Raw genomic sequence first — 18,081 nt, forward strand, 5'->3', positions numbered from 1 at the left:
ATGTTTCTTAAACATATCAGACACGGCAGTTTATCAGAGGCATCATACATCCTGTAATATTGGCAGTTCTAAAGTCTGCCCCTTAATCATTCTTACAATCTGCACGCCCCGCTTTACGGTATATTTTGTTTTCTTTCAGTAGGCGTAGCCCGCTTCGCGCTCTTGCAACTTACCGCACTTTGACTGTAATAACCACCTTTTTTCTGCCGGAGCGTACCGTAACTTTTGCAGTACCTTTTTTCTTCGCTGTAATTACACCACCTTTTGTCACAGTGCAGACTTTCTTATTAGATGTGGTGTAGGTCACTTTCTGCTGGGTTGTGATTGGTGCCAGAACCGATGCCAGGGTCTGTTTCTTCCCTTTCTTTAAGGTGATTTTCTTCGGTACACCTGAAATTTTGGTGGTTTTCACAGTTCCCTTCTGGATGGTAACATTCACAGTTTTTACTGCACCGCCAGCCAGAGTCACTGTAAGTTTCGTCTTTCCTGTTTTCTTCTGAGCCTTCAGCGTAACTGCACCGTCTTTGGTGTAGGAGCTTACTTTCAGAAGTTTACTGTTGCCTGAAACCACAGATGCTACATAGTCCCCACTCTCCATGCTGGAAATCTTGAGCACTTTTGTGGTCTGTTTTATTTTCATTTTCAGGCTAGAGGCTGTAAGTGTCATTTTGGAAGTCAGCGGATTTCCATTGTCTCTTTCTTCTGTGGTCTGGCAGAGCTTACAGATTCTTTTCTCTTTCTGAGCTGCAAATACGGTAGCATCTGATGTCTTTTCCCATTCTCCCCAGGTATGTTCTGTCTTCGCGATTGTTTCACCGCCGCTTAATCTGGTTCCGCAGATCTTACAATAAGTGTCGCCTGTATAGCCTTCACTTGCACAGGTTGCTGCTTTTTTCCCTCTGACCTCTGTTTCCCCATGTCCCTTCGCGGGCAGCTTCTCGGTTCTGGTTTGTCTGCAGTTCACACAGGTAAAGGTTCTGATACCTTCCTCAGTACAGGTGGCTTCCTTTGTCACATTTCCGTTATCCCAGCTGTGGGCGTCCGGATTCACCGGTAAAACCTCAGTTCTGGTAATATGGCAGTCCGTGCACTCATAGCTGATAATTCCTGTGGAAGTACAAGTCGCTGCTATGACTACCGTTCCGTTATCCCAGCTGTGCTCTACCGACGGTTTTGTCTGCGATACCATACCGATATTCACTTCGGTTCGAAGAGGCGGAACGGTCATCCAGTCACTCCATGTAGTTTCATATCCCTCTTTCTCGTATTTTACTCTCCACCAGCCTTCCGGCACATCCCATGCATATTTTCCGTCTGCATTTGTCTGAAGAGGATTGTACTGGTTATACTCCCCCGCATTCCATTTCGTTCCATACTCGGATGGGGACGGCGTTTTATTCCAGAAATCATCAGATTCATCATATGGAATCCAGTAAGCTGTTACGGTAACATCCTCAATTCTCTCTCCTGTGGAAAGATCAAACACATAGCCGCTTGGATCTACTACAAAACGAAGCTTGAATTTTTCCCCTTTAATATCTGCTTTTCTGATATCCCAGAATAATGAGGAAGCTGCTGTAATCGTTCCCAATATGGCAGTCAGCGCAATTACCGGACCTGCGCCCATCGCACCTCCGGCTACGACCAGTGGAATCATCGCTGTCATGATCATAAACATTTTCTGGTCACTCTCCAGATTATCCACAGCTTTCAATTTCTCCTTTAATTCCTGGTCGGAATAGTTACCGCCGGAAGCCAGTACGTCTTTTCTCAGCTCATCCATGTCTTTCTCAATCTGATAGTTCTGATATAACATAGACGCTCCCTTATTTATTGTTGACAGGTGGGAGGAAATCTGGGAAAGTGTCCAGTACTGATCCAGGGTACCGGCATTATCTGTAGCAGTGTCCAGCATAAATCCAATGTATTTATTTCCGGTAACATCCTTTACCAGCATATACCAGGTGCCTTTGTCGGAATAATCCAGGTTGCAGATATACTTGCTGTCATCATACCCCGGGATCAGATAGCCCATATCTTTATTGGCTTCGTCGATCAATCCCTTCCATGTTCCCATACTGGAGCTGTTGCTCTCGTCAAACACGCTGATGGTGACATCCAGTCCTACATCTTTCAGATCTTCCCCGAATTTACTGAGATCAATGGTTGCGTCATAATCCGTTGCTGTATTTTTCCTTACCGTAATATCATTTTCTGCGCCTTCGGGAAGTCCTTTCTGCAAAGCCTCCCAGTCAACATCCTGTCCCATTTTTACTTCTGGAACTTTTTTGTTATATTCATAGCTGATCACACCAGGAACATAGTTGTGATCGGATTCATCGAAATATCCGTCTGTCACAAACGCATTTTTTTCCGGATCATAGGTTGCTTCCAGATATTTCGTTTGGTTGTTTCTGGTGCTTGTAACGTACAGAGTCTTTATCTGATCCGGGTTTTCAAAGGTAAGCTCATAGTCAAATTTGCTTTTCGGAAGGTAATACACCAAAGGTGTTACTCCGTCTGTCTTTGTCAGATCGTAGGATTTTATTTTGTCATGCTCATTATAGTACATTTTGAAGGACTCGATTGAGGGTTCTCCTTCATTATAGGTAACTGCGGCAGTTCTTGTTTCTGTTGTACCATCTGCCTGTGTGCAGAGTGCTTTGATCTTATATGTCTCATAGTTGGAAGGATTTTCCAGTGTAAGGACGGCAGACCATAAGCCGGCCTTTGATACCTGGACTGTCTGCTGTTCTTTCTCATCCACAAGCAGGGTAACAGTTCCTCCAGCATTTGCCATACCGGAAACATTTACGGTTGGCTTTGATACAACATCTGGTGCATCTATGGTGAACAGATTAATGCTTTCATTCAATACACCAATGATTTCCTGGCTGGAGTTTCTATTCTTTCTGTAATTTAAAATGGCATAACTGCGAGCAGCTGACTGATTCTGTGCTTTGATGCTGAAACGGATAATTCCTGAGGTGCCTTTCACAGGAATGGTCAGTGTCCTGTCCTTTAAATTATAGTTCTGGCATAACTCCCCATCCACCTTTAATGTGGATTCGTCAAGCTCTCCGTTGGAAGGAAGAACCAGCTTCACATTCAGGTCGCTTACTGCAGATTTCCATGTGTCTTTTATGTTATAGCGTACTGTCATGGCCACATATCCATTGGCTGTGGCACTTCCGAAGTCTCCGTAATAGCTGGTGCCTGAACGATCCAGGACGGTTTCGGCGCTGTCCGTATAAGTTCCAATTTGCTCAAATGGAATATTATTTTCAATGGCATATATGGTTGCCATAGAATAATAACTGCAATGTATCGTCAGCTGTGGGCAGTTTTCGAATACAGCTTTCCTGATATCAGTAGTGGAATCTGGAATGTAAATATCCTTTAAACCTGCGCAGTCGGCAAATGCATAATCTCTTATCGTCTTGGTATTGGAAGGAAGCGTTACTTCTGTGAGACCGGTTGCTCCTGCGAATGCGTATGCACCGATTTCGGTCAGGCTTGATGGCAACGTTACACTGGTTAGTGTGGTTAAGCTTGCAAAGCTGTGGGGTGCGATTACCTTTACTCCTTCCGGAATCTCTATCCCGGTCAGCTTCGGACAGCCGGAAAATACATTTCCATATTCATAGCTGTTCGATCCGTTTCCACTGGGGCTGTTTACCCAGTTCACCGGATAATTGGCACTGACAAGATTGCTGCAGCCTCCAAAGACTTTATAGCCCAATGTGGTGATGCTGTCTGGCAGATGTATGCTGGTGATACTGGTACAGTTTTCAAATGCATAGGCGTATATGGTGGTAAGACCATCGGGAAGCTCCACACTTTCCAGCACTGTATTTCCCTGGAATGCTCTCGCTCCGATCACCTGACCGCATAACCACCTATGGTAGACGGAACCTGAACGCTGGTGGCACTTCCGGAATATCTGGTAATACGCGCATAACTGTTATTTACAATTACATAGGAAAAATCACCTTCTGTCATCTCTGCCGATTCAGAAAGAGCCTCTTCCAATTCATTTGTCTCTCCAGTTTCCTCTACGTTTTCTTCCACGTCGCCCGAAACAAAAGCTGCAGCATCTCGCTTTACCGCCTCATCTCCCGCTTCTGCTCCATCCATTTCCGCAGATTCCCATCCACCAGAACCATTTGCTGAAGATTCAACTGTTTCTGATTCTCCAGACCAGAATCCATCCTCGTCAGTAACCGTTTCCTCCGATGTGGTCGCTGAATTACTCTCTTCCAACGTATACGCTTCCGATATGCCGGTTGTCGCATCGGCTTTCGTGTTGGTTTCTGTATTAGATTCCGTGTTAGTTTCCGCGTTGGTTTCTGTGTTGGTTTCCGTGTTAGTTTCCGCGTCGCCTTCATTCAAACTCTGGTTTTCAATAGAATCTTCTGCGAAGAAGTCCGCTGCAGCTGAAGTCCCAATTTCTTCTGCCGCATAAATCGGAATGCTTTGTGCACACATTGCAACACTCAGCGAAATTGCAAGTATCCGGCTGATTGCCTTCCTTTTCATAATTCTTTTCTCTCCCTTAAATTCATTTATAACTGGTCAGAATCAAATGCCGAAATACAAAGCATTTTGAAAATTAGCACTGAACAATTACATTTATTTTTGATAATTGACTAAATCCATTTTAGCATAGCTATTTTCCCCTTACAATCACAAACGGCGCCGGAAAAGTTAGTTGTCGTTTTTATGTATAAGCATGCAATTTTTATGTACATTCTCGAGTTCAATCCGACCGATAATTGTACTATCAATGCTGACGGTACAGTTGCTAACCAAATAAAATAATAGCGTAATATTACGCAAAAAAGCCTCACCGCTCTGATAACAACTCTGTATAAGCGATATCAGATAGTGAGGCTTCTTATTTGGTAAACTATAACTGCGCAATGCCTTCACAGTTACCGTATGTTTACAATGTATCTTTATTCAGTGAACAGTGGTGTAGAATAGTATCTGTCACCAGTATCCGGAAGAAGGGCTACGATCACTTTGCCCTTATTCTCAGGCTTCTTTGCATAGTCGATTGCGGCTTTTAACGCAGCTCCGGAAGAAATTCCAACCAGGATTCCTTCTTTGTGTGCAAGAAGCTTCGCTGTGGCAAATGCCTCATCAGCCTCTGCTTTATAAATCTCATCATAAACCTTGGTATTCAGAACATCCGGAACAAATCCGGCACCGATTCCCTGGATCTTGTGCGGACCTGCTTTTCCCTCAGATAATACCGGGGAGGTAGAAGGCTCAAGTGCTACAATTTTCACATTCGGGTTCTGCTCTTTCAGATATCCGCCTGTTCCGGTAAGGGTTCCGCCTGTACCAACACCTGCGATGAAGATATCAACCTTTCCCTCAGTGTCCTTCCAGATCTCCGGACCTGTAGTCGCCTTGTGCACTGCCGGGTTCGCCGGGTTCACAAACTGTCCTGGGATGAAGCTGTTCGGAATCTCCTCTGCCAGTTCGTTGGCCCTGGCAATGGCACCTTTCATTCCCTTGGTTCCATCGGTAAGAACAAGCTCTGCGCCGTATGCTTTCAGAATGTTGCGACGCTCAACACTCATGGTCTCTGGCATGGTGAGGATGATTCTGTATCCCTTAGCTGCTGCGATAGATGCCAGACCGATTCCGGTATTTCCAGAAGTTGGCTCAATGATTACGGAACCTTCCTTCAGGATTCCCTTCTGCTCTGCATCCTCGATCATAGCCTTGGCAATTCTGTCCTTAACGCTTCCTGCCGGGTTAAAGTATTCCAGCTTCACAAGAACAGTAGCTTCCAGTCCAAGCTCCTTCTCAATATTAGTAACCTCTACAAGTGGGGTGTTTCCGATTAATCCAAGTGTTCCCTTATAGTATGCCATATCCATTCCTTTCCCGGCGCCTGCGGCCGCTTTACATTTATTCGAGGTGATGTCGCCGTATGGCGGCCCGCCTGTTATGTCTGTATCTGCCCCCAGTAACTGCCAGCTTGCTTCTTCGGCAATAATTGTCGATATTCCGTATTGATTTACTGGGTTATTTATTCGTTAAATGGATATTACCACTATTAACCCACTATGTCAATAGGTTTTTGGGATTTTATATAAGAAAATAGATTGGAGCGTTACTGTTCACTGGTAACATTCCGCGAGGTGTTTTTTGTGAACAAAGTTCACAGTAACATTAGAGCCGTCGCGTAGCGACGCTTGTACGATTTCTATACACTACAAAATCTCCACAATATACAAGAAAAGTACACCCAGTACTAATTAACACGTTGTGTTGTTTCGTGTTTTTAGCTGAATGTACCTTATTTTTAATAAATTATCACTCCTCTTCCTCAGCAACTTCACAGACCATCTCATATGCATCTTCCAGCGCGTCCAGAGCCTCAGTCAGTGTATCGACTTTCCTTACATCTGCGCCATCATCCTCATACTCCTGGATCAAATCTGAAAACTGGTCTTTCAGTTCCTCCATGTAATCTACAACCTGCTGTAATTTCTCTTCTTTTTCCAGTACGGATGATAAATTAATAATTTTTCCCATAGTATGATGTCCTCCGCTTTCAAAAAATTGTTTTCTAAAGATTTTTCATATTTTCCACATCATAACATGTCCGAAACGTTCTCTCAATATTTCGCTTCAAGTTTCGCCTGCAGATTATAACGTATATTTTACAGAAAACCTTTTTTCAAACACGCTATAAAGTTTTTCCTTTTATAATTATACGTAGTCTGCAAATTCTTTTACAGGATTCCGCCCCGCATGCGCCGTCTCGTACTTCGCCAGCTATAATTTGCAAAAGCATCCTGGATTTCCTTTCGCTTAAGACGACTGATGGGGATTTCTGTCTTATCCGACAGCTTCAGAATATCCGTAGGCATAGCCACGATTTCCCTCATGGAAACCAGCGCCCACCGGATCGGGCGGCAAAACTCATTGGCTGGCAGAACCTCTTCCAGATCTGCCATAGACATGGAAGCATCTATCACGCCCTTTTTCGTGTGAATTTTCGCTCGTTTTCCATCTGCTTCTGCATACAGAATATCGGAAATGTAAATGCTCTCCTCCAGCCGTCCCACTTTCACGTTCACAGTCCGCAGGGAGTAGACACTGTCAAAAAAGCGATCCAGAATGTGAAACAGCTTCTCTTTTCTCACTGGCTTCACCATGTAATGAAGCGCCTCAATATCAAAGGCCTCTGCTGCAAACTCCGTACTGGTGCTCCCGAACACGATCTGCACCCGGCTGTTTCTTGAAATCAGCTTCTTCGCCGTCTCCATACCGTTCATCCCACTCATAAAAATATCCATAAAAACCAGTGAATAAACAGATGTATCTGAGGATAAAAATGCCTCCCCGGAAGAAAATTCTTCTATTTTCACATATAGGTTATTTTTGTCTGTGTATTCCGAAAGCAGCCGGGTGATATTCTCCCTGTCTTCCGCAAGGTCATCACAAACCGCTATTTTTATCTCCTGGTTCATGTGTTGTTCCTCCCATAGAATCTGTCTGAGGTCTGTTTCTGAATCTGCCATCCCTCATATTTCTGCATAATAAATGCCGCATTCTCCGAGTAAAAATCTGTCTTTTATGATTCGCTCAGTTTTTGAAACATTTCCAGATATTCCTGCTCTACTTCAACAAACGGCCGCACTGTATAATCCAGCTCAAAGTGCAGCTTCGGTGCATCCCCCGGTTGTTTCTCTTCCAGAAGAACCTCTAAATCATACCAGAGAAGATCATCATCGATTTCTTTCAGATGCTGCGCTTCTTCATCAGTCAGACTGCTTCCCAGAAATTTCTTATAAATCACCTGAAGCAGCTGCTCTTCCACCTCACGGTATCTGGGCATCTCCTGCTTCAGCGGACGGGGCACATCTGACATATAGCACTCACTGGCATCATGCAAAAGACAAGCCAGCGCCTGACGATTGGAATACCCTCGCCCAAGAGCCTCTTTCGCACAGCAAATACAATGCTCCCCAACAGACCAGAAAGAACTTACATGTCCATTTCCCCTACAGGTCAGCGACAACGCATGTGCAATATCCTGAATATCGATCTTCTCCGCCTCCGGATGAACCGGATTGAAATGGTTTCTTGTGTATGTGGTTATGTAACTCATAGGATGCCTCCCCTACTGCTCTTTTCTTTTTCTTGCAAGATACTCATCCAGTTCTTTCTTGATTTTCTCCGGAATCTCCCTTGCAACCGGACACACTGCTGCATTTGCAAAACGTTCTGTAAACTTCACCAGAAAATCAATATCCCCCTGTAGCTGCTCCATGGACATAACCTCCTTCACATCATAGCGGCAATGAATTGGTGCCACATTGGAGCTGGCAATTCTGGCAAAAGAGAGTGCCGGAATTCCGCTGTCTGCAAAAGGTGTAGAATCACTGGAATACACTCCGGTCTTTGCCTCAATTGGAAAACCGATTTCTGCTGCCATATAAGATATATAATGTGCCAGCTTGTCCTCTGCGGAAACACAGGAGATAAATTTACCCATATAAGTTCCAATCATATCCAGATTAATGTTCAGCACTATTTTGTCCAGTTCCTCTTTATGCTCCTTCACATATGCTTTAGAGCCCAGAAGCCCTCTCTCCTCACTTCCGCAGAATACGAAACGAAGACCATAGTTTAGTTCTTTTCCCTTCAGCTGTTCCATAATTCCAAGCAAACCTGCGCAGCCACTCATGTTGTCATAAGCGCCGTGGGATAAAGAAGTGGAATCGTAATGGGCACTAAGCACAATAAACTCGTCCCGTCTGCCAGGAAGCTCTGCAATTACATTGTGGGACTCTCCGTCGTACTCTTTCTGGGAAACCTCCAGACGAATGTTCTTCACCTTATTTTTCACCAGTTCTACTGCCTGGCTGGAATGGATCATGGCGCAAAGAACTTTCCGTTCTTCCCCTACAACGGCTTCGCGCAGATCGCGCTGATCAATATCTGTATTTGGATAATACATATTTCCGTACTGGAAAATAATTCCCTTTGCTCCTGCTTTTATCAGGTCCTGGTAAACAAAAAATCCAACTCCCTGAGTGTCCATCAGTACAATTTTATCTTTTGCACCTGCTATGGAAACAGGATCCGTTCCCGGCATATAATAAAGCTCTCCCTCTACGCTGCCGCTGCCACAGCAGTTAAACGCCTTACAGGTGATTTCCTTCCCATCTGCAAACAAATGCGCAGATTCAATCTCTCCCATAGCAACCCGAAAAGCCTCCAGCCTCGCTGGCACTCCCAGTGCCTCGCACTGCGCTTTCAGAAATTCAGCAACCTGCAGTTCCTCCTTCGTGCCACTGGCGTGGACGAAATCGGTGGATTCGAAAATATTGGATAAATTCATGATGGTTTTCTCCTTTGTGAATTGAAGATAAAATCTCCGGCTCTCAGAGTGTCCCTGAGAACCGGAGGTTTGTTTTTATAAATTTCACTTAAGTTTATAACATTTTACGTATTAATACCTTTCATCGTGATTTGTTTCCCTTACTTAAATTTAGTTTTCGGTTACATTTGCTCTTTTTTCAAACAGATAACCCATTCCACGACCTCCAATCTCGCCCATCATCTCTCTTGCCTCGTCCACGGGCACATTCATCTTTATTAGTAAAGTCCATAAAATCTTCTTGTAAATTTCTTTTATCGCTTCCGGCGCATTGCTGTAAATAGAGTTGATTTGCTGGATACATCCTTGATATCTTCAGGCTGAACATTCGCAAACAATGGAATATTCGTATAATTTCTCAAAAACTGGCTGGCAAGTGTATCGTTTTTGAAAATCTCACGGCTGTTCACATCTCTTGTATGCAGCTCCGGATGGTAAGCAGTGTCTCTTTTTCTTTTGTTCTGTGGCTTTCTGCTCATTTTTCCTCCTTACGCAGGAAACGCTTCACAGATCAAAAGATATCTACAAGTTCATAGTAACACGCACAAATTCAGAATACAAGAAGGGACCATAAAATTTTCACTTCATATGATTGACCATAAAATGCCTTTTCCAATGTTTTACTAATAGTGCGTTTAAAGATTGCATCCAATCTCCTTCTTGACAGTCATGCTTCTTTTTATATCTGTCTCCCCCCACAAATAACCAAATATAATATGTACACTCCTTAATTTACTTTAAAAGAAATAGCCATGCGAGCCCCCTCGCACAGCCATCTCATATCTTTCATATTATTCAATTCCCTCACACAAACGGATTATAAAATCTCCCCCACCGTATCGTCACCGTCAGGCTTACTGCCAGCAGCAGCACGCCAACTCCAATTGCCACGAAGTCCCTTTTCTCAAAAGGTCTCTTCATATACCACGTTCTCTTCTTATCCTTTCCGAACCCACGCAACTCCATTGCATTAGAAATAGTATCAATCCGATTCAGGCTGGTCAGGATCAGCGGCAGAAGAATATTCACCGAATTCTTCAGCCGGGCAAAAAAGTGCTCGTTTTTTCCAAGTTCTACGCCCCTTGCCTGCTGAGCCTGGCTGATGCTATGGTAGTCACGCTGAATGTCTGGAATGTATCGAAGCGCAATCGCCACAGAATAACCCACTTTATAGGAAATTCCAATACTGTTCAGGCTAGCAGCAAACTCACTTGGGTTCGTTGCAGAAATAAACAAGATTGCAACCGGCAGCGCAACAAAATATTTCAGAGAAATATTCACCATATAAAACAGCTGCTCTGCAGTCAGATCATACCGCCAGAACAGGTGGCAAAGCACATGTCTGGTGCCATACAGCGTCGTTCCCTGGTTAGGATCAAACAGGAAAATAAACAGATTATTCAACACCAGAAATACCAGCATAAAAATCATCATAAACCGCACTTCGCGGAACTTAATCTTACTCAGTTTAAACGCCGCCAGGCTCACCGCAAACAGCCCAAGCAGTACCCACGTATTATAAGTGATCATACTTGCAAAAGTAAAAAGCAGGAAAAACGCCAGTTTGGTGGTACCTGTCAGCTTGTGTATCACACTTTCCCTTGGCAGATAATTCAACACTGTCTTAGCGGCCATGGCTTCGCACCTCCCTGTCCTCCTCAATAAAACGCTGCACAAACTCTTCCGCCGGACTGATTCCCAGCTGGTTCGCCAAGGTAAAAAGACTGGTCTCCTTCAGTGCCGCCTGACGGATCAGCTGTGGATCACAAAGAACTGCTGCCGCGCTTCTATCCGCGATCAGCCTGCCATCTGCAAAAACCAGTGCCCGAGGCGTATATTCCAGCATCAAATGCATATCATGGGTAATCATCACAACTGTTACCCCTTTTTCATTCAGCCCACGAAGGAACTCCATAATCTCTGTATAATGGCGAAAATCCTGTCCCGCAGTCGGCTCATCCAGAATGATCAGTTCCGGATCCTGCACCAGCACACTGGCAATGGTCACACGCTTCTTCTGCCCGAAGCTAAGCGCCGATACCGGCCAGTTCCGAAATGGGAAAAGTCCGCAGACTTTCAAAGTTTCCTCCACTTTTTCCCGAATCTCTTCCTCGCTTTTTCCCATATTGCGAAGGCTCAGTGCCACCTCATCAAAAATCATAGTCTTGGAAATCATCTGATTGGGATTCTGCATCACATAGCCAATATGTTTGGCTCTGTGGCGGATATTTTCCTGCAGAAGATTCCTTCCCTGGAAAAGAATTTCACCGGAATCTGGTGTCTCAAAGCCGCAGACCAGTTTGGAAAAAGTAGATTTCCCGGCACCGTTTTTCCCTACAATGCTGACCATTTCACCCTTTTGGATTGTAAGAGAAACATCACGTAAGGTCTGCCTGCCTCTCTCATAACCAAAGGTAAGATTTCTAACTTCAAGCAGCGGCTCATGTTCTTTCTCAGCCTCTGCTGCCGGGCGGGACCAGAACCAGTCTGTCATTTTCTTCCGGTCTGCCTTATCTATCACAACAGAATCAACATGTGCCGGTTTCTTCGCAGGAGCAAGTTCCACACCTGCATAACGCAGTGCAGTAAGATAAAGAGGCTCTCGGATTCCGTTTTCTTCCAGAAGTCTGGTGGACAAAAGCTCATCCGGGTGAAGATCTGCCAGAATTTTTCCATCGCCCATAAGAACAATACGGTCCACATCTCGCCACAAAACATCCTCCAGACGGTGCTCAATGATCACCACCGTAGTATCTGTTTTTTCCTGAATCTCGTCGATCAGCTCAATAGTCTGCTTACCTGTAGCCGGATCCAGATTGGCCAATGGCTCGTCGAACAACAGGATTTTCACCTGATCCACCATTACCCCCGCCAGGCTGACGCGCTGCTTCTGCCCTCCGGAAAGCTCGTGGGGCGCGTAATCCAGATGATCCTGAATTCCGACCAGCTCTGCCGCGTGACGGGTGATCTCATGCATTTCATCCTGCGGCATGCAGCTGTTTTCCAATGCAAAGGCAATATCCTCGCCAACCGTCAGCCCGATAAACTGACCATCCGGATCCTGCAGCACTGTGCCCACATGTGCAGAGAGCTGAAAAATGCTGCTCTTCGGCGCATCCACACCATCCACAATAAGTTCCCCGCTGCATTCTCCTGGATTGGAAAAAGGATTCAGGCCATTGATGCAGCCTGCCAGAGTACTTTTTCCACAGCCGGAAGGACCTGCGATCAACACCCGCTCGCCAGGATAAATGTCCAGATTAATTTCCTTCAGCGTAGGCTTTTTCTGTGCCCGGTACTGGAAAGAAAAGTTTTTGAAAGAAATAATAGGAGATTTTTTCTCTGTCATATAGTACCTCAAAATCAAATATCCTGAAGCGAATCCATCGTCAATTTGTAAACAATGTGACTGCTTCAGAACCACTTAACAATTTGCATCTCTATAAGTGTACACCTTACACCATCTCAAAAGGATAACACGAATTTCTTAAATCCACAATAAAATTTCTTACCAAAGTTTATCTTATTTTGCATAAATCTTGCGAAATTTACTTTTTGGATCCAATAAAATTATGCATCAAAAAAGACCCTGCCACAAGTTTCCCCATAGCAAGGTCTTTTACAAATTTCCCTTTCAACTTATTCCTGATCCAGGGAGCCTTTCTTTGCAATTGTTTTTGTATAAGCCAGGATCAGAAGACCGCCGACTACAACACCTGTGATGGTGTTTGAAACAGCGGCGAATGCACCCTGTGCAAATACTTTGTTTGCCGGTTCAGCATAGATTACAATGTCAAGTACAGGTGCAACAACTACCCATCCTACAACATGTGCGATCACGTTTGCAACTGTGAAAACGGCAACTTTGCCTTTTCCGAAATCGCCTTCCTGAACCTGAAGCTTCTTGGCGAACAGACCGATCACAACACCTACAAATGCAGATGTGATAACCCAGCTCCACCATGGGCTTCCACCCCAGGACAGGTCGATCAGTGTATGCCCGATGAAACCAATGAGTCCGCCTGCAACCGGGCCATACATTGCTGCAAGAAGTCCAAGTACTGCGTACTGAAGACTGATGTTTGTGTTCGGAACCGGACTAGGGATCGCCACAAAGCGTCCCAGCACAAAGAACAGTGCTGCACCGATACCGATGGCAACTACGGTTTTGATACTATTGTTGTTTTTCATAGCTCTTTCCTCCTACTATGTGTCTTACTAGAGCGTGTTTGATAAAGGCTTTCTGCAAGATGTGCGTCACAATTTGCGGGAATGTTTTTTCAAGCAGGCTCTAACACGCTATAGTATACGCTTTATTAAGAGCTTGTCAATCTGAATCCACATTATTTCAGCCTTTCACCGGAATCTTAAACACAATTTTCGTTGCGGGCTGGGCTTCTGTTACGGCGATGCAGGGCATATGACCGTCTTCAGGAGCGTAGAAACCAAACATGCCAGCCTCCAGAAGAGTGTATCCCTGCTCCGGACCACTTTTATAGAAAATAATGTCAGCTTCCGGGGTGCGGTCATCCTCTACGGTAAGCTTGCGAAGAGATGCCCAGTAAATTTTCTCAGTGCCTTCTACAATGTACTGAAGGTCACAGTATTTCTTATGGGATTCCATCTGTGCACCTTCCAGTGGCTTGGTGGTATATTTCTGAACCAAGGCAAAAATGCCGTTTTTTAGGTCGTATCTGCCTTCTGGAAGGTTCTCCTCTTTCTGTTTTTTGATAAACTGCTGAACCATGTCAGCGTAATCTTTAAATTCCTCATATGTATTCAGTTTGTCTGCGTAATCTGCAATCATGATAAATCCTCCTGTTATTTTTTACTGCTCTTCATACTCACAAATATAACTCTGCCCCATCATACCATAAGGCTTCAGCACCTTCCCATCCGTATGGAACATTCCCTCGGTGCGGAAATCAGCCCAGCTGATTCGGCTGCAGCCGGTGTAGGACTGGTGGAATGGGCCGAACATGTTTCTTGGACTTCCTGAAACTTCAATTTCCAGAGTATTCTCTTCTTTTTCGAAAAGACCAGTTACATCTGTGACACAGTTCTTCTTTTCGAAATGAAAACCAGCTTCCTTACCATTTACTCTGACTTTCAGAAGGGTACCTCTCCACTCACCCAAATGAAGAAGAACCTGCTTATCGGAAATCAACTGTGGCACCTTGTACTGGTAAATCATACCGCCAGGATAGTTTACATAACCTTGCATGCTCCAATCACCAGTATGCAGAATTTCTTTTTCCCTGGAAATATTGCCAGACATATCTACGGCGAAATTTCCAATTACGAATACATCTTCCAGTTCCCGCTTTTGGTCGTAACTGCCTTTTATGGTAATCCGATGCACCCCCTTACTCAAAGCAGGAAGTCCGAAGCAACGCATGTCTTTGTCAATAAACCATTTGCCGGTCTGCGCACATTTCACGCCATCGAAGTAAACTTCCAGACCATAAGGCTTCTCAATTACAAAACTGCATTCACTGGAAATGTCTTCTGCAACATTAAACCGGAAATGCATGGTAAATGGTGTTCCATCTGCCGGATGTGGCTGATCCACCCAGGTATATCGCTGAGGTGCACCGTTATAGTAAACCTGCTGCATGCGCAATTTCTCACGAATTTCCTTCTGCGCCTGCCAGATTTCCATCTCTGCGGACTCACAGACGCTTCCTGCTTCTGACAGTCCGCTGCCATGTCTGAATTCTGATACCAGCTCTACAATTGCGTCAAGATCTTTATCTTCCACCATAGCATTTCCGTCACAAATTTTATTTGCTGAAGCAGTCCCCAGCTCATAAGTACATTTATCTATCGTCAGCACATTCTCCATAGTTCTTCTTAATTTCGCGTCCGGACCGAATGTAGCTAATACGGGATCTGTGTAATGCGGATGTCTGTATGGGAATGTGGCAGCTTTGCTCACTGTCATTTCATGCACCGCATTTACGCCATCAGAAACAGCCGCCAAGTCCACAACGGTAGTATCTTCCTCAATTCCACATTTGTCTTCAACACTATTTATCTCTTTAATAATCTGTCCAGCCCCTATTATTTTCTTCACAAAATAAATTCGGCTCATCCCCGTCTCGAATGTCCTGGTAAAGCAAACGCCCTCTCCATCCGCAACAGTTTCCACCTCACAAACTTCTCCGGTCAGCGGGTCAAGCTCTTCCACAGCGTTCCCGCAGTCAAGTTTTATGTAAACCTGATGTGCATTGTTCCGATCGTGATTTGTCAGGAAAAGAATATGTCCATCTTCTGTCTTTCTCAGCATGGAAAGAATCTCACCATCCTCTGCGCCGCTGGCATTTCGCACAGTAAAATCTTTTCCGGTGCATTTCGCCACAGCTTCCGTCAGCTCCCATTCATGCTCAACCGTATGAACAAATGCTTCCTCATCTAAAACATCCCGGATATCACCATATTTTCCACACACTTTCCTGCGGTCAGATTTCTCTTCATTTACATCTTCACTGTCTATTTTTTTATCCCATCTCTTAGCAACGCAGATCTGCTTACTACCAATCCGTTCTCCTTCAATCATCACCGGATACGGCTTCAGCCAGATCACCATTCCACCAGCTGCAAGAAATTCCTTCAACAGCTTCACCGTGTTTGCAAACAGATTGCTCACTCCCGGAACCACAACCACCTGATAGCTGCACTTTCCTGCCACAAACATTCCATCCTCAACCTTGCCGTCCTGCTCCAACAGGATCTCATCTCCAAAATCAAAATCCACATGCCCTGCAGTCAGCGCTTTTGCGATCCGGTTATAATACTCACCTTTTCGATTTAAAGAAGTAATATGCTCATCCAGCCATCCCATATTCATTTCCAGATGATTGAAATCCTCCGCCCGGTCACTGCGGCACTCGGTCCAGATGCTGGAAATCGGATGGATCATCAGCACCTTCCGCACCGGCTCACCCTGAGAAAGACACAGCGCCAGACGACCAAAATAATTCTCCATCTTATCATTGTCATCCCACCAGGTATTCTGATAGTTGAAAACCGGCGGATAGTCCCTCTTCCTGCAGCCAGTAATGGAATACAGGGCAAGATGCTGACAACGTCTCGTAATTCCAAGCGCGAACTGCCAGTCTCCCAGCCATTTCTGAGTAGAAAAATCCAGCTCCCAGCCAGTGCAGCCGTAAGCCTCACTGATGGTCATGGAACGTTCATACTGATGTGCCACGCTTGCACACTGTTTCACAGTCAGATACTCATCCGTCTGTGCGCCAAGAAGATCAATTCCAGGATTATGCAGATAACGAAGCTGAGGCATCGCCGCACCGCACACACGAGTCTGATAGCCCAGGTCGTTCTCATATAAAATATGTCCCGTAGTACGAAGTCCCCGTTTATCACACCACTCATAAACCTGTTTCATATAACTTTCTTCGAAACGCTGTGCCACCGTCTTCCAATAATCATGACGGATCTTCTCCGCCCCTTCCCCATCAAAAAACAGATAAGGCAGCTTCTCCTGCGGATCATATCCTCTCTTTTCAATAAAATACTCTGTAAATCCAATACTCCACGGAATCCACGGTCTGCCTTCATGGAAAACGCTGAAGAAATCACAGCAGTTTGGTTCATCTGTGAAAAATCCTTTCACCTCTTTTGGAAAACTTCCGCCAAACACTTCCTCATAATGCTCATGGGTCAACTTCAAAAATGTCTTCACGCTCTCCGGATTCAGATTATCTGGCGGCATCAAGCCGTTGTACCACTCACTCTTACCAGAAATCTCCTGGCGCAGAAGCAGAATCTCTTCATCAACACCGCAAGCTCCAGCAGCTTCCTCATAAGTCGGATATTCTTTCATCCTCTTAATAAATCTGCCGTCCGCTTCTGTCTGAATCACATAAATACCTTGAAGAAACTCTGTCTCCATAGTTTCTTCCACTGCCAAACCTTCACCGCCGTTCCTACCGGACATGGAATTTTCGTCCACGCTTCGATTCCCGCCGCACATTAACGAATCCGAGTCCTCAGTAACTATCCTTTCTTCCTCGGTACTTAGCTTCGCCGGCACCGCCAGCTCTCCTGCTTTCCCGCACTCCATCGTCAGCGCCCTGGCCGTAAACTCCGCTGGATTTACCTTGCTGACCATACCTCCCGCAGCCCCCGACGGCCATTTATCCTCATCATATATCCACAGCTCCAGATCATTTTCCCGGGCTTTATCCACACAAAACTTCACATCCTCCATCCACTCTGTGGAAAGATACTCCGTCTCCAGCCCTTCACGGGAATGAATAAAAAATCCCCCCATCCCCGCCTTCTTAAATCCCTCTATCTGCTCTCCCAGATTCTCCTTCTGAAGCCTGTCATTCCATCCCCAGAAAGGAGCACTCCGATACTCCTTCGGCGGATTCTCAACCAATCCCTTTACCTTATCCAATGTGCCCATCCTTATGTCCTCCTCTTATAGTCCCACATTACATTATTGTTCTAAATTCCCTATTCCATCATCATCAGCACCGTCGCTTTTATTGTATCCATTCGTTACCAATACACAGCGTTTTCGCAACTGATATTCCTAAGCTGGGCATTTCCAGGTGCGCCCTTAACGGAGGCGAGATCCACTGCTTACGAAGACTTAATCGTGAAGGCTCTCCTGAACGATTTAGTCGTAGTTAGCAGTT

General features: G+C 45.1%; 14 protein-coding genes. All 14 read right to left on the reverse strand.

Going from position 1 to position 18,081, the window contains the following annotated elements; translation table 11 throughout:
- Nucleotides 1-169 precede the first annotated feature (169 nt).
- The 14 genes from AB5Z12_RS00635 to AB5Z12_RS00700 all read right to left on the reverse strand — a co-directional run bounded on the left by AB5Z12_RS00635 (nucleotide 170) and on the right by AB5Z12_RS00700 (nucleotide 17,846).
- Nucleotides 170-3,883, reverse strand: a complete 3,714-nt coding sequence (locus tag AB5Z12_RS00635; RefSeq protein ID WP_368356793.1) for a leucine-rich repeat protein — start codon at nucleotides 3,881-3,883, stop codon at nucleotides 170-172.
- Entirely contained in the window at nucleotides 3,880-4,539 is a 660-nt protein-coding gene (locus AB5Z12_RS00640; RefSeq protein WP_173770577.1) for a hypothetical protein, read from the reverse strand. Before AB5Z12_RS00640 ends, AB5Z12_RS00635 begins: the two co-directional genes overlap by 4 nt.
- 419 nt (nucleotides 4,540-4,958) lie before the next feature.
- Nucleotides 4,959-5,888 carry a cysteine synthase A gene (cysK, locus tag AB5Z12_RS00645; RefSeq protein ID WP_368356792.1) on the reverse strand — a complete coding sequence of 310 codons (930 nt, stop codon included), beginning with the start codon at nucleotides 5,886-5,888 and terminating at the stop codon, nucleotides 4,959-4,961.
- 445 nt (nucleotides 5,889-6,333) lie between these two features.
- Entirely contained in the window at nucleotides 6,334-6,555 is a 222-nt protein-coding gene (locus tag AB5Z12_RS00650; protein ID WP_187565353.1) for a hypothetical protein, read from the reverse strand.
- Between the two features lie 200 nt (nucleotides 6,556-6,755).
- Nucleotides 6,756-7,547 carry a LytR/AlgR family response regulator transcription factor gene (locus tag AB5Z12_RS00655; protein WP_368368527.1) on the reverse strand — a complete coding sequence of 264 codons (792 nt, stop codon included), beginning with the start codon at nucleotides 7,545-7,547 and terminating at the stop codon, nucleotides 6,756-6,758.
- A gap of 53 nt (nucleotides 7,548-7,600) precedes the next feature.
- Nucleotides 7,601-8,137 carry a hypothetical protein gene (locus tag AB5Z12_RS00660; RefSeq protein WP_368356791.1) on the reverse strand — a complete coding sequence of 179 codons (537 nt, stop codon included), beginning with the start codon at nucleotides 8,135-8,137 and terminating at the stop codon, nucleotides 7,601-7,603.
- Nucleotides 8,138-8,149: 12 nt separating this feature from the next.
- On the reverse strand, nucleotides 8,150-9,373 hold the full coding sequence (locus tag AB5Z12_RS00665; protein ID WP_368356790.1) for a M28 family metallopeptidase: 1,224 nt from the start codon (nucleotides 9,371-9,373) through the stop codon (nucleotides 8,150-8,152).
- Nucleotides 9,374-9,666: 293 nt separating this feature from the next.
- Nucleotides 9,667-9,891 (reverse strand): hypothetical protein, encoded by a 225-nt coding sequence (locus AB5Z12_RS00670; protein WP_148461356.1) that lies wholly within the window; start codon nucleotides 9,889-9,891, stop codon nucleotides 9,667-9,669.
- Nucleotides 9,892-10,216: 325 nt separating this feature from the next.
- Nucleotides 10,217-11,047 carry an energy-coupling factor transporter transmembrane protein EcfT gene (locus tag AB5Z12_RS00675; RefSeq protein WP_148461355.1) on the reverse strand — a complete coding sequence of 277 codons (831 nt, stop codon included), beginning with the start codon at nucleotides 11,045-11,047 and terminating at the stop codon, nucleotides 10,217-10,219.
- Nucleotides 11,037-12,761 carry an ABC transporter ATP-binding protein gene (locus tag AB5Z12_RS00680; RefSeq protein WP_173716768.1) on the reverse strand — a complete coding sequence of 575 codons (1,725 nt, stop codon included), beginning with the start codon at nucleotides 12,759-12,761 and terminating at the stop codon, nucleotides 11,037-11,039. Before AB5Z12_RS00680 ends, AB5Z12_RS00675 begins: the two co-directional genes overlap by 11 nt.
- Before the next feature lie 290 nt (nucleotides 12,762-13,051).
- On the reverse strand, nucleotides 13,052-13,603 hold the full coding sequence (locus tag AB5Z12_RS00685) for an ECF-type riboflavin transporter substrate-binding protein (RefSeq protein WP_148461353.1): 552 nt from the start codon (nucleotides 13,601-13,603) through the stop codon (nucleotides 13,052-13,054).
- The gene (locus tag AB5Z12_RS00690; RefSeq protein WP_368356822.1) at nucleotides 13,600-13,686 is read right to left on the reverse strand and encodes a DUF6783 domain-containing protein; all 87 of its coding nucleotides are present in this window, start codon (nucleotides 13,684-13,686) and stop codon (nucleotides 13,600-13,602) included. The genes AB5Z12_RS00685 and AB5Z12_RS00690 overlap by 4 nt, the downstream gene beginning before the upstream one ends.
- Before the next feature lie 74 nt (nucleotides 13,687-13,760).
- A complete protein-coding gene (locus AB5Z12_RS00695; RefSeq protein WP_148461352.1) occupies nucleotides 13,761-14,219 on the reverse strand; it encodes a YhcH/YjgK/YiaL family protein in 459 nt (152 codons plus the stop codon).
- Between the two features lie 21 nt (nucleotides 14,220-14,240).
- Complete coding sequence (locus AB5Z12_RS00700) at nucleotides 14,241-17,846, reverse strand: glycosyl hydrolase (protein WP_368356789.1); 3,606 nt, start codon at nucleotides 17,844-17,846, stop codon at nucleotides 14,241-14,243.
- Nucleotides 17,847-18,081 lie beyond the last annotated feature (235 nt).

It is taken from the genome of Ruminococcus sp. RTP21358st1_G6_RTP21358_211008, from assembly GCF_040908885.1.
Classification (GTDB): Bacteria; Bacillota; Clostridia; order Lachnospirales; family Lachnospiraceae; genus Blautia_A; species Blautia_A faecis.